The sequence below is a fragment of the Guyparkeria halopsychrophila genome (assembly GCF_044582135.1).
Lineage (GTDB): Bacteria > Pseudomonadota > Gammaproteobacteria > Halothiobacillales > Halothiobacillaceae > Guyparkeria.
In genome coordinates this window covers 13,859-25,989 of record NZ_JBDODP010000013.1, presented here as the reverse complement: position 1 = coordinate 25,989, position 12,131 = coordinate 13,859, and the positions used below count along the sequence as shown (strand labels likewise).

Below are 12,131 nucleotides of genomic sequence, written 5' to 3'. Positions count from 1 at the left end.
CCAGGCGAGGGGTGATAGAGGGAGCGGGGAAAGAGAGTCGGGGACCGTCAGAAGAGCACCAGCAGGCTCACCCGCCGCAGCTCCGAGGCGAGCACGGTGTAGGTGCGCAGGGCCGCCGACGTGTCCATGTATTCGATGCCCACCCCCCGGCGCATCAGGGCGGCCGACAGGGCAGGTGGGCCCATGCGGGTCCGACTGCCGGTGCCGATGATGATCACTTCCGGGTCGTCGCGCAGCAGCAGCGATTCACCCTGTTCCGACAGGGCGTCCAGGTCGGCAACCGACACGGCGGCATCCAGTGACTCGGGCGTCAGCAGGAAGGTCTGCCGGAGCACCTGGTCGTTGACGGTCACGTGAGAATCGGAGAAGTCGCGGATCACGAATCGGAGACCGCGATCATCTTGGGTCAGGCGCATGGCGTTGCTACGTCGGCGTGGGTGTTGGGCTAGCGTAATGGCTCATCCGCTTTGGCGCCACTCCCTGTCGTCACTGCCGGAGGCGCTCAGACGCTGGACCAGTCGCCGTTGAAGGTTGCCAGAGCGGCGGGTGACGCTGGTCACCGCGCTTTTGAGCACGGCCCGGGCCTGTCGGTCGGGCTCGTCGCCTGCTCGAATCGGCGAGATCAGGGTGAACCGTTGTTTCGCGCGGGTAATTGCCGTGTAGAGCAGTTCACGGGTAAGGATCGGGTTGCTGCGTTCGGGCATGACCATGGCCACCCGAGTGAATTCCGAGCCCTGCGACTTGTGAACGGTCAGGGCAAATGCCGTCTCGACCTCGGACAGGCGCGTGGGGCTGACCCAGTGGAAGCGACGTCCGGGCCGGCCGGTGGCCCGGGCCGTAGCGGGTCCGGCCGGAAACACGACGCGCAGGCCAACGTCCCCGTTTTCCAGGCGGGTCGGCAGCGTCAGCCCCATGTCGCCATTGGCGAGATTCAACTGTGCGTCATTGCGGGTCACGATCACCGGACGCCCTGGGTACCAGGCAGTCGATCGCCCGATCTGCTCGGCGGCGGGCAACAGGCCCTCTCGTGAAAGCCAATCCTGGACCCGGGCATTGAGCCCCTCGACCCCGGACACGCCGCGGCGCAGCGCACAGAGAAGCTGGAAGTCGTTATGGCGGCGGAACAGCTCGACCACCATCGCCTCGTCCTGGGGTGAATCCGGGTCGAAGCCGTCAGATTGCGCGGTAATGATCGACAGCCAAGGGCGCAACTCCTCGACCATCCGTGCGACGAATCGATCGGAGTGATTCGCGCCGGGGTGGTCGAGCAACCAGTCGACCTCGCTGGAGGCCTGATCATCATCGGGAGCCCCCAGTACATCGGTCGCACCCGCGAGATCACCCCGATTCACGGCACGCGCCAGGGCGCCGATCGCGCTGTCTCCGGAGAAGCGATGCGAGACGCGTAGCGTGGCGATGTGTGCCTGGACTGGATCGGCCTGGATCGAATTGGCCTGGACCGGATCGGCATGGCCCGCGTGCGCCGCGTCGTCCGAGGTCTGGTTCGGGACCGGCTGGCCGCTGGTCGCCTGGAGGTAGTCGCGCAGTGCGGCGGGGTAATCCGCGCTATCGGCGTGGTGGCAAAGCTCGCCGAGCACGGCGCCGGCCTCGACCGAGGCGAGCTGGTCCTTGTCACCCAGCATCACCAGACGACACCGCGCGGGCAGGGCCTCGACCAGTTGCCCCATCAACTCCATGCCCACCATCGAGGCCTCGTCGACCACGACGATGTCGAGATCGAGCGGGTTGTCCCGGTGATGCCGAGGTTTTTCCGCCAGCGGGCGGGTGCCGATCAAGCGGTGAATGGTCTGCACCTCATCGGGCAGGTGAGCGGACACGGCCGGCCAGTGCTCCGCATCAAAACCGTCGGCGCGGATGGCGGCGATTTCGCGCACCTTCTCGCCGATGGATTCGGCCAAACGCGCGGCGGCCTTGCCGGTCGGTGCGCACAGGGCAATCCGCGGCAGGGCAGAGCCGTTTTCGCCGCCCAGGTGCAGCGAGGTCAGCGTCGCCAGCAGCCGCACCACCGTGGTGGTCTTGCCGGTGCCCGGTCCGCCGGTGATGATCGAGAACGGCTGGTGTGCCGCCAGCGCACAGGCGACCTTCTGCCAGTCGGTCGCATCGGTATCGTTGCTGCCGGGATAGAGGGCGTCGAGTACCGGGCGCATGCTTTGTGGGGAAGGGGGGGGCACCGCGCCGCGTTTGGCGAGCCCCTCGGCCACGCGGCCTTCCACCTGCCAGTACCGATGCAAGTAGAGCTGTGGCCGATCGGCCTCCACCAGTATCAGAGGCTTTCCCTCGTGGTCCTCGTCATCCTCCTGCCACCGCAGGGTGCGGACCGCCGGATGCTCGGCCAATGCCCGTTGCCAATCCGCCAGGTCGATACCGGCCAGCACGGCGGCCGGGGTGTCGGTCTCCCGGCGGGCTTTCCCCGTGGGCTCCGCCGGCGGCATGCGGAGCGTGAAGTCGGGGTTCTCCCGCACCGCCGCCAGATCCAGGCAGACATGGCCGCTGCCCCCCTGGTGGCTGGCCAGTACCGCGGCCAGCTGGGCCAGCGGGGCGGCCTCGGGCGCGCGATGGGCGAGGAAATCGGCGACCGCACGGTCGATAGGTCGCAACCAGCCGGCGGCGACCCAGCGATCGAGCAGGCGCCGTAGTGCGGCGTGATCGGTCAGGGCAGGGTGTTGGCTCATGCCACCGCCTCCTCGTTACCGGTAAAGAGAGTATCGAGTGCTTCGATCAGTTCCCGGGGCGGGCGACAGGTATAGACGCCCGCATTGTTGGGCGCATCGGTGGCCGACCGGATGCCGCGGAGGAAGACGTAGGCGGCACCACCGACATGGCAGTCGTAGTCGTAATCGGGCAAGCGGTCGGACAAATGCCGATGCAGGGCAACGAGATAGAGCACGAACTGCAGGTCGTAACGCGACGCGAGGACGGCGTCTTTCAGTGCCTCGGGGGTATAGGCCTCTTGGTCGGATCCCAGCCAGTTGGATTTCCAGTCGATCAGGTAATAGCGCCCTTCATGCTCGACGGTCAGATCGATAAAGCCCTTGAGCATGCCGTTGATGGCCTGACCGGAGAGCGAGGGTCGATCCCGGCCCGGGGCGACGTGTTCGCGGACCAGGCGGTCGAGCGACCCGAGGTCGGCGCCTTCCACCGCGAACCAGAACTCCATTTCCGCCTGGTAACGCGACGGCTCGGCGAGTGCCAGTTCCTCTCCGGGGCCGGGCATCTGCCAACGTGTCGCGAGCAGGGTGTCGAGTAACACGGCGATCACCTCGACCTGATCCTCGTCGAGCTGGCGCAGGCCCGGATGGGGGGTGTGGGCCAGCAAACGACGGACCTTCTCGGGGCGACCGGCGCATTGGGTAAAGCCCTGGTCGGCAATCGCCTCGATCAGGTCATGCAGCAGGGTGCCGATCTGTGCGCCGCGTGGCAGGGCATGGATGCCTTCCGGCGTGGGGGCGGGCCGGGATGCCGGCGCGGTGTCGGCCCAGGTGTTATCTGGAACATTCTGCGTCTCGAGGCGGACTTCATCGCGCGCGGCCTCCGGGGCGGGCAGCGGGGTCGCGTGACCGACCGAGGCGGTGAGCGCGGAGAAACTCGAGATCCACCACGGCTCGAAGGCGCCGAAATGCGGTTGGCGTGGCCCGAGGAGTTCTGGCTCCGGTGGCGGGGTGAAACGGTGGCTGACCGGATCGCGGGGCTCGGGCACCGCCTCGATCTGGATGGCCGGATGCTCGGCCCACCGGGCCAGCCGGTCGAGATAGGCGGGGCGTTCACAGGTCTCATCCGGCTGGAAGCCGAGAAACTGACCGAAGGCACTCTTGCCGGGATTGAATGCCTTGGCGTTGCCGAACTTGACCGGCCCGGCCCCGAGCACACAGGCGTGCTCGGCGCGGGTCATCGCGACGTAGAACAGACGGATGTTTTCGGCAATCGAGTCCTGTGCCGCGCACTCGGTCGCCTCCTTGTCGGGTGCCAGCTCCCAGACCGTCCCGTCGTCTCGATGGCGCCGGGTCGGGTCGCCGGCCTTGGTTTTCTCGGTGCCCAGCAGGGCGATAAACGGCAGGAAGACGACCGGATACTGCAGGCCCTTGGAGCCGTGGATGGTCACGATCCGCACCATGGCGCTGTCCTGCTCCAGGCGGATCTCCTGCTCGGCCGCGCCCTCGGTCACGGCCAGGTGCAGCCGATGGATCAGGGCTGTCTCGCCGTCGACGTCCTGATCCGTCTGTTGCAGCCATTCGGCCAGGTGCAGCAGGTTGGTCAGACGGCGTTCGCCGCGGTGATTCTGGCGCTCGTCCGCCTCCAGCAGTCGGGCGGGGATGGCGAAGTGGTGCAACAGGCCCATGACCGCGGCGAGTACCCCCTGCGATTGCCATGTCTGGTGCCATTCGTGAAACCGCTGGCAGATGGCGTCAAAGCGCGTTTCGTCGCGAAGATATGCCTCCAGCTCGTCCAGCGGCAGGGCCATGCTGGCCGTGGCGACCGCCTGGCGAATCCGATCGCTGCGGGACGGCTCGGCCAGTGCCTCCAGCCAGATCAGCATGTCGGCGGCCTCGGCCGAGTCGAATACCGATGAGCGCTCGGACAGGAATACCGCCGGCACGCCGAAGTCCGCCAGCACCCGGCGCATCAACTTGCCTTCGTCCTGCTTTCGAACCAGCACGGCAATATCGCGTGGCTCGATGCCCTGACGTGGTCCGTCATCGGTCTGAAAACCGCAGGTACCGGCCTGACCGGCGTTGAGCATCGCGGCGATCTCGCCGGCCGCGCGAACCGCCAGTTGCTCGCGAAAGATACCGCTGGTCCATTGTTCCTCAAGCGGCGACGTCCACAGCGTCAGTGCCGGCACCTCGCCGTCACGGCGTTCGTCGATCAGGCGACTGTCGCGTCCCTTGGCCTGGACCGACTCGAAGGGCAGCGGCGATCGCTCGCCCTCGTCTTCGCCCTCGCCCTTGCCCTTGCCTTGGGCCGGGAAGCGAAACGCCCCATCGGGATGTTGATCGGCAATGGCAAACAGGTGGTTGACGGCCCCGACCAGCGCCTCGGTCGAGCGGAAGTTGCAGGGCAGGCTGGCGTGTCGTCCCTCGGTCGCCCGACGGGCGGTGAGGTAGCTGTGGATATCGGCGCCGCGAAAGCTGTAGATCGCCTGCTTGGGGTCGCCGATCAGCACAATGGCATGCTCGTCCGACTCCGGTGGCGCCTCGCCCAGTGGGTAGATAGCCGAGAAGATCGCGTACTGCAGCGGGTCGGTGTCCTGGAACTCGTCGATCAGGGCCACCGGATACTGGGCGCGCACCGCCTCGATCATGCCCCGGGCGTTCGGGTTGCGGCTCGAATCGACCGCCTCGCGCATCTGGATCAGCATGTCGTCGAAGCCCATGGCCCGGCGGGCGGCTAGCAGGTCCGCGATGCGCTCCCGGATCCACAGGGCGGCGAAGCCCTGGATCAGGGGTTTGATTTCCTTGGTTTGCCGGTCGAGTCCTTCCAGCGCTTGCTTCCAATCGGCGATCGCATCCAGTGCCGGGTGCGTTGGCGGTTCGTGGCCCTTTTTCGTCTTCGGCGCGGCGAGCTTCCGGCGATCGGTGTCACTGAGTGTTCCCTCGCCGGCGGCCCAGGCATCGATTTGGCCCAGCCATGCTTCAAGTTCCTCGGCCGTTTCCTTCTCGGGGTGGCTCGTCTTGTTCAATCCGTCGCGCGCGGCATTCCAGAGCGCATGCAGCGCCCCGACATCGGCCTGCCACGCCTGGCGGGCACGGTCCTCGGCCGCCTCGGCGCGTTTCTGATCGCCGGCCAGTCGGCCGAGCAAGTCGGCCGGGGCGGGCAGGTCGGCGGAGGAAGCGGCCGTCACATCACCGATCGCGAGCGGGCTGCCGTCGCGTTTGATCAAATCCCGGACCTGGGACTTGAGCTTGCCCGGCGTTTCCACGAGCCTTGCGAACTGCTGGGCGAGGCGCTGGTCGGTTTGTGCCAACGGGTAGCCGTGGGTGCGCCAGAAGTCCCGGATGGCGTCACCGATTAACGGATCGAGGTCGGTGATCAGTTCCTGCTCGAACAGGGCGCCACTGTGAAAGGCATGCTCGCGCAGCATACGCTGGCAGAAACCGTGGATGGTGAAGATCGCCGCCTCGTCCATCCACTCGGCGGCGCGTTGCAGTAGGAAGGCCCCCTGGACGCGTTCCGTCTCGCTGAACTCCTCATATAGGTTGCGCAGCGGGGTGTCGATTTGTGCCAACGGATTGTCAACGTTTGTCGGTATGCGGCTGCCGGCGAACAACCAGGCGGCTTGTTGCAGGCGGCTGCGAATCCGGTCGCGCAGATCGGCAACCGCCGCCTCGGTGAAGGTGCTGACCAGGATTTCCGGTGGGGTCAGTGGCCGGGCGTCCCGCTGGTCGGGGCCACGATGACCCAGGACCAGTCGCAGGTAGAGCAACGAGATGGTGAAGGTCTTGCCGGTGCCGGCGCTGGCCTCGATCAGGCGGCTGCCCCGCAGGGGGAAGGTGATCGGGTCGAGTTGGTTCATGCCTCTCCCTCGGTCAGCAGACCTTTTTGATGCTCGCCGCGGGTGGTCTTTGCCAACGGCAGATAGATCGATTGGGCGAGCCCGTCGAAATCCGGTTGGGCCGCGAGAGTGTTGAAATCGGGCCACAATCGCGTCAGGTCGGCATCGTACTGGGCGCTGCCTTCGAAGGCCGCCCGGGCCGAACTCCGGCGTTTGAAATCGTCCTTGGCCGTCAGCCAGGCGATCTGGGTGCGCGGCTCGGCCGGCAATGGCTCGCGGCTGGCGCGGTGCCAACAGGCGATCAATGCCAGCAAGTGGGCGCGGGCGGCCTCCGGGGCGAGCGGTTGCATGGCGACCGGCCGTTCGCTGAGCGCTTCTCGGTGCGCGTCCGACTCGCTGATCAGGAAGGTGGTCACCGGCCGGCCCGAGAGCTGGGCGGCCAGGTGGTAGGGCCATTCGCCGACCAGGCGATGCCATTTCAGCTCCTTGCCCTTGTGCAAGGCGCCCGGAACGAGCTTCAGGCGGACCGCGCCATCGTCACCGAGACGGATATCGTTGATCTCGCCGGTCAGCACTTCGTCGCCACTTCCCGAAAGGTGCTCGGCCGGATGGAACCCCGCCAGGGTCTCGGGGTAACGGGTCTGAAAGGCCGCCCAGGTCTGGAGTTGGCGACTGACGGCCTCGCCATGCTCGCGGCGCAGCGGCTCATCGAAGGGTGGCAGGGGTAATTGCCCGCTACCGGCGATGCGCTGCAAGGCGTCGTCGATCCACTCGGGCAGGCGTTGCTCGAGGAGTTCGGGCGTCAGTGTTTCCACCGGCTCGCGAGTCAGGCGAGTGACCACCCGATCGAGCAATTGCGCACTGAGTTGCGATTCACCCAGTGCATCGAGTGCAAATGGCTCGTCGTCCTCCGGCAGGCTGATCTGCCGGCGCGGCGGGACGTCGAGATGGCGGCCGAGATAGACGCGCCAGGGTTTTTTCAGTAGTTGGGCGAGATCGGCAAGCGAGGGCGGAGGCGACTCGTCGCTTTCGGTCAGGGGTGAGTTGGCCAGGCTGGGCTCGAGGGCATCGTGAACCTGGTGCCATTCGGTGGCGTAACTGAACAGCTCGGGGTGCTCCGGGGCGAAGTAGTCCCGACTGAAGGCCTGCAGCGGATGCTCGGTCGTCAGTGCCTGGGATGCCTTCCCATCACCCGGGCCACCACCCGGGCCATCACCCGGGCCATCATTCGGGCCATCACCCTGGGCATGGTCCTGACCGGCGACCGACCAGCCGCGGTCGATGTGGTCGCGCAGCTGGTTGACTAGCACCGATGCCGGTCGCTCGTGATTGTCGCGGATATCGCGGCCCACCCAGCTGATCCACAGCCGGTCGCGGGCCGAAAGCAGGGCCTCGAGGAACAGGTAGCGGTCGTCCTCGCGCCGGGAGCGGTCGCCCGGACGGTAACGCCCGCTCATCAGGTCGAAGTCCGCTGCCGGCTGGCGGCGCGGATAGGCCTCGTCGCTCATCCCGAGCAGGTAGACCTGGCGAAACGGGATGGCGCGCATGGGCATGAGCGTGGCGAAATTCACCGCACCGACCAGGAATCGTTGGTTGAGGCGGTGCTCGTCCAGGCGATCGAGCCAGGCACTGCGAGCCGTCTCGATACCGATCGGCTGATCGAAGGCCGCCGAGCGGCAGTCCTCGAGCCAACCGGTCGTGGCGTCTAGCACACGGTCGCGCAGACTGGCCGCCGACTCGCGTGCGGCCAGCGGGTTGGTCTCGTCCTCGTTCGGTGGGATGGCGTCGGGGGCAAAGAACGTATCGACCAGCTCCTCGAAGCAGGCCGCCCAGCCCTGGGGGGAGTGGCTTTCCCCGAGAATATGGCGCCAGCGCCCGAGTGCGTCGACCAGCGAGTACAGCGGCCCGATCACCGCGGCGCTCATGCCGTCCATCCCGCCGACCGGCACGATGCCTTCCCAATCGTCTTCCGCGCCGGCCAGATAGCCGTACAGCAGCCGCTCGAGGCCGAAACGCCAGCTGTTCTGTTCGATGCCCGCCGGCAGGCCGAAATCGGGGCGGTGATCGCCGTCGAGTCCCCAGCGAATGCCCGCGGTCTCGATCCAGTGACGCAACAGCGCGACATCGTCGGCGGCAATGCCGAACCGCGCCCGTAATGCATCCACCTCGAGCAGGTCCATCACCTCGCTGGCCGTCAGGCGTGCCTCGGGCAGATGCACCAGCGTGTCCAGCGCGCGGAGCATCGGGTGCGTCTCGCGCTCGGGGCGATCGGAGATGGCGAAGGGCAGGTGACGTGGGTCGTTGCGATCGATGCGCCCGAATACCGCGCTGATCGCCGCGGCGTAGTCGGCCATGTCCGGCACCATCACGATCACGTCACGCGGGCGCAGCGACGGCTCGGCGTCGAATGCCGCCAGCAGTTGATCCTGCAGGATCTCCACTTCACGCAGCGGGCTGTGGGCGATGGTGAATCGCAGCGAGGCATCGGCGGGGTCGATTCGGCGTGCCTCGGCCTCGATTTCGTTCATCGGGCGCAGGTCGAGCAGGTCGGCCTGAATCCGGCCGAGTAGGTGCACGGGCTGCGGTTCGTCGAACAGATCAATATTGAGCGCCTCGCTGCCCTGCTCCCGCTCGGGCGCCTGATCGAACTCGTCGACCAGGCGCACCAGGTCACGGCCCTGCTTGCCCCAGGAGGCCAATAGGGGGTGGGCATGCTGATGCAGGGCGTGATCATCGAGGGTCGCGTCGATCTTGCGTTCGGTGATCCGCCGGTAGGCGGCCTTGAACAGGTGCCGGTCCTCGACGATGTCGCCCCAGTAGTGCTTGCAGGGGTTTTGCAGGCAGAAGATCACCTGGGTCCAGCGGGAGATCGCGCCCAGCACCTCGAGCACCTGCGGGGGCAGGGCGGAAACGCCGAAGACCACAATGCGGCGCGGCAGCTCCGCCGGGCGTTCGGGCAGGCGGGCCGCCTGGTCGAGAAACGCGCGGTGTACCAGCGCCCGGCCGGCAAACCCGGTTGGAATGTTGCCCTCGTCGGTTTGTGGGGGATGAGTGCTGAGATCATCGAGAATCGCGCGCCACAGGGCCGGCTGCCAACTGGCACCGGCGGGCACGGTCGGGGCTTCTCCCAACGGACCGGGCAAGGTGGCCTCGTCGTTGGCCCAGCGCTCGAGCCAGTCGGCGCGGTAGACCTGGTATTGGTCGAACTGGTCGGCCAGCCGAGCGGCAAGCTGGTAGGCGCGGTGTTCGTCACCGGCAATGTAGTGCGACAGGGTCTCGAAGGCCGGATCACTTTCCAGGTCATTGAGCAGCCGCAACAGTCGCCAGGTCAGACGTGGCTTGTCCAGGGGGGCCTCGGGGGGGACGGCCTTGCGGCCCAACACGGCCCGGTAGCACTGCCACTGGAGCCGGGCGGGGAGCAGCAGGTCCATGGCGGTGGCGACACCCAATCCACCCCCATGGCCATCCCCACGGCCATCCCCATGGTCGCCATCCCGGCGCGATCGTCCCAGGGCCAACCGCAGCCACTGCGCCATGCCGTTGCTCTGCACCAGGATGCGTTCGTCTTCCAACGGGGCGAGCGGCGCCCGCTCCAGCCATTGGACCAGCAGATCCCGAAGACCTTCGAGGCGGTTGCCCTGCAACACGATAAAGCCGGGGATGATCGGGGCGTGGGCGTCCGAGGAATGAGTCAAGACGTCATGTCTTCCGGTTAGTGTCTGGTCGGGAAAGTGTATGGGATGGAATGCTGTGGGGAAAACGCGACAGTCCTTGTCGTGTCACTGGCCGACACTTTGTCTCTGGCCGTGCCTCGGATGAGCGAAGGTACGCAAATCGAAACAAAAACGCATATGATTAGACTGTTGCGCTATGTTGACTATATCGCTCGGGAATCGGGCGACAATAGTTCAAGACGGGAGATCGGCGTATGGATGTACCGATGAAAACCGCTGCAACAAATGACGAGTTTTGCAATTTCCGACGTTTGCCGATGCTCAGCTTACGCGGGCAGGACGCGATCGACGAGGTGCGGCGACTCGCCGAGCCGTTCTTCTGGGAGATCGTCGGTGTCGAGGAGCCGGATCAGTTGCGCCGGCAAATCAAGAGCGAGAGCGTCTGGGTGGCGCTGATCGACCTTCGCGGCGGCATGCAGTCGGCGATGAGCTGGCTGCCTGCCTTCCGCCGGCAGTTCCCTTGCCTGCAACTGGTGGCGATCATCGAAAAGCCGCAGGCCGACAACCCCGAGAACGCCAGTTTCCTGCACGCCTACTTCTTCGATTTCTGCTTTGCCCCGATCGAACCCACCCGATTGACCTTTTCGATCGGGCACGCCTGGACCATGGCGCGGGTCGCTGACTTGCATACCGCGAACGGATTCGGCTTCGATCTTGGCAATGTTGTAACGAACGAACTGATCGGACAAAGCGAGGCCATGCAGGCGATCCGCCGACACGTACACCGTTATGCCGGCAATGATCTGCCAGTGCTGATTACCGGCCCTACCGGGACCGGAAAGGAAGTCGCCGCCCGCTCGATTCATCGGCAATCCGAACGAGCCGACAAGCCGTTCGTCGCGGTCAACTGCGGCACGCTGAGCCCCAACCTGATTCAGTCCGAGCTGTTCGGCCACGAGAAGGGCGCGTTTACCGGTGCGGCCAAGCGACGAATCGGCTGGGTGGAACAGGCGCAGGGCGGCACCCTGTTTCTCGACGAGATCGGCGATCTGCCGATGGACGTGCAGGTCAACCTGCTGCGTTTTCTCCAACAGGGCGAGATCCAGCGCGTTGGCGGCGAGACCACGGTGACGGTTGATGTCCGCATCATCGCCGCCACGCACATCGACCTGACCCGTGCGGTGCTCGATGGCACGTTCCGTGAGGACCTGCTTTTCCGGCTCGACGTATTGCCCCTGGACATGCCGCCATTGGCCGATCGTGGTAGCGACGTGCTCGAGCTGGCTCAGTTCTACCTGGAGCGTTTTTGCAATGAACTCGGGGTGGTGCGAAAGCGTTTGAGTCCGGCGACCGAAGCGGCGATGCGTACCTATGCCTGGCCGGGCAATATCCGCGAACTGATGAACCGGCTGCGTCGCGGCATCGTACTGGCGGAGGGCGATACCGTGTCCTTACCCGAGATCAAATCCTATAACGACGATGGCTCCGACGTGCCCTCGCTAGCGCGTGCTCGGGATCTTGCCGAGCGGAGAGTCATCGCCGAGGCGATCGCTCGAGCGGGAAACAACGTGACCGAAGCCGCCCGGCTGCTCGACGTCTCCCGCTGCACCCTGCACCGTCTGATCCGTAAACACGGGATGTCGATCGACTGATCGATTGGCCGTACGGCATACGCCGTACGCGGGTTGCGGGTCGCCCAGTCCCGCGCGTCTTTCCCGCCTGTCTCACCATTCTCGAACACCTCTCTTCGCCCCCGCTGTCACCCAGATGCGACACCGTGCCCTTGGTGTGGGCCGATGCCGTTGCGAGCGGGCTGTGGTGACGTTTACGTTGCATTGCGGATGCGACAAGTCCGGCTTTCAACCTTCCTGCTGTATCAATACTGCGACAGGCCCAATGTCACAAACCACGCCTTGATCGCTGGGCCGCTATACGACCCGTTGCCG

At 66.0% G+C, this 12,131-nt stretch carries 5 protein-coding genes; 1 reads left to right on the top strand and 4 read right to left on the bottom strand.

The window, feature by feature from the left end; translation table 11 throughout:
* Nucleotides 1-47: 47 nt before the first annotated feature.
* From ABGV18_RS07070 to recC, 4 genes are read right to left on the bottom strand one after another with little or no spacing between them, the layout of a single operon-like run.
* The gene (locus ABGV18_RS07070) at nucleotides 48-416 is read right to left on the bottom strand and encodes an Mth938-like domain-containing protein (RefSeq protein ID WP_396585429.1); all 369 of its coding nucleotides are present in this window, start codon (nucleotides 414-416) and stop codon (nucleotides 48-50) included.
* A 42-nt stretch (nucleotides 417-458) separates the two neighbouring features.
* Nucleotides 459-2,693 carry an exodeoxyribonuclease V subunit alpha gene (gene recD, locus ABGV18_RS07065; protein ID WP_396585428.1) on the bottom strand — a complete coding sequence of 745 codons (2,235 nt, stop codon included), beginning with the start codon at nucleotides 2,691-2,693 and terminating at the stop codon, nucleotides 459-461.
* On the bottom strand, nucleotides 2,690-6,532 hold the full coding sequence (gene recB / locus ABGV18_RS07060) for an exodeoxyribonuclease V subunit beta (protein ID WP_396585427.1): 3,843 nt from the start codon (nucleotides 6,530-6,532) through the stop codon (nucleotides 2,690-2,692). The genes recD and recB overlap by 4 nt, the downstream gene beginning before the upstream one ends.
* The gene (gene recC, locus ABGV18_RS07055; RefSeq protein WP_396585426.1) at nucleotides 6,529-10,206 is read right to left on the bottom strand and encodes an exodeoxyribonuclease V subunit gamma; all 3,678 of its coding nucleotides are present in this window, start codon (nucleotides 10,204-10,206) and stop codon (nucleotides 6,529-6,531) included. Before recC ends, recB begins: the two co-directional genes overlap by 4 nt.
* Before the next feature lie 296 nt (nucleotides 10,207-10,502).
* On the opposite strand from recC, the gene ABGV18_RS07050 reads away from it, so the two are divergent.
* Nucleotides 10,503-11,837 carry a sigma 54-interacting transcriptional regulator gene (locus ABGV18_RS07050; RefSeq protein ID WP_396585425.1) on the top strand — a complete coding sequence of 445 codons (1,335 nt, stop codon included), beginning with the start codon at nucleotides 10,503-10,505 and terminating at the stop codon, nucleotides 11,835-11,837.
* The last annotated feature ends 294 nt before the right edge of the window (nucleotides 11,838-12,131 follow it).

Coding starts and splice junctions, on each gene's coding strand:
- ABGV18_RS07070 (WP_396585429.1), bottom strand. CDS start 416: ATGCGCCTGACCCAAGATGATCGCGGTCTCCGATTCGTGATCCGCGAC.
- recD (WP_396585428.1), bottom strand. CDS start 2,693: ATGAGCCAACACCCTGCCCTGACCGATCACGCCGCACTACGGCGCCTG.
- recB (WP_396585427.1), bottom strand. CDS start 6,532: ATGAACCAACTCGACCCGATCACCTTCCCCCTGCGGGGCAGCCGCCTG.
- ABGV18_RS07050 (WP_396585425.1), top strand. CDS start 10,503: ATGCTCAGCTTACGCGGGCAGGACGCGATCGACGAGGTGCGGCGACTC.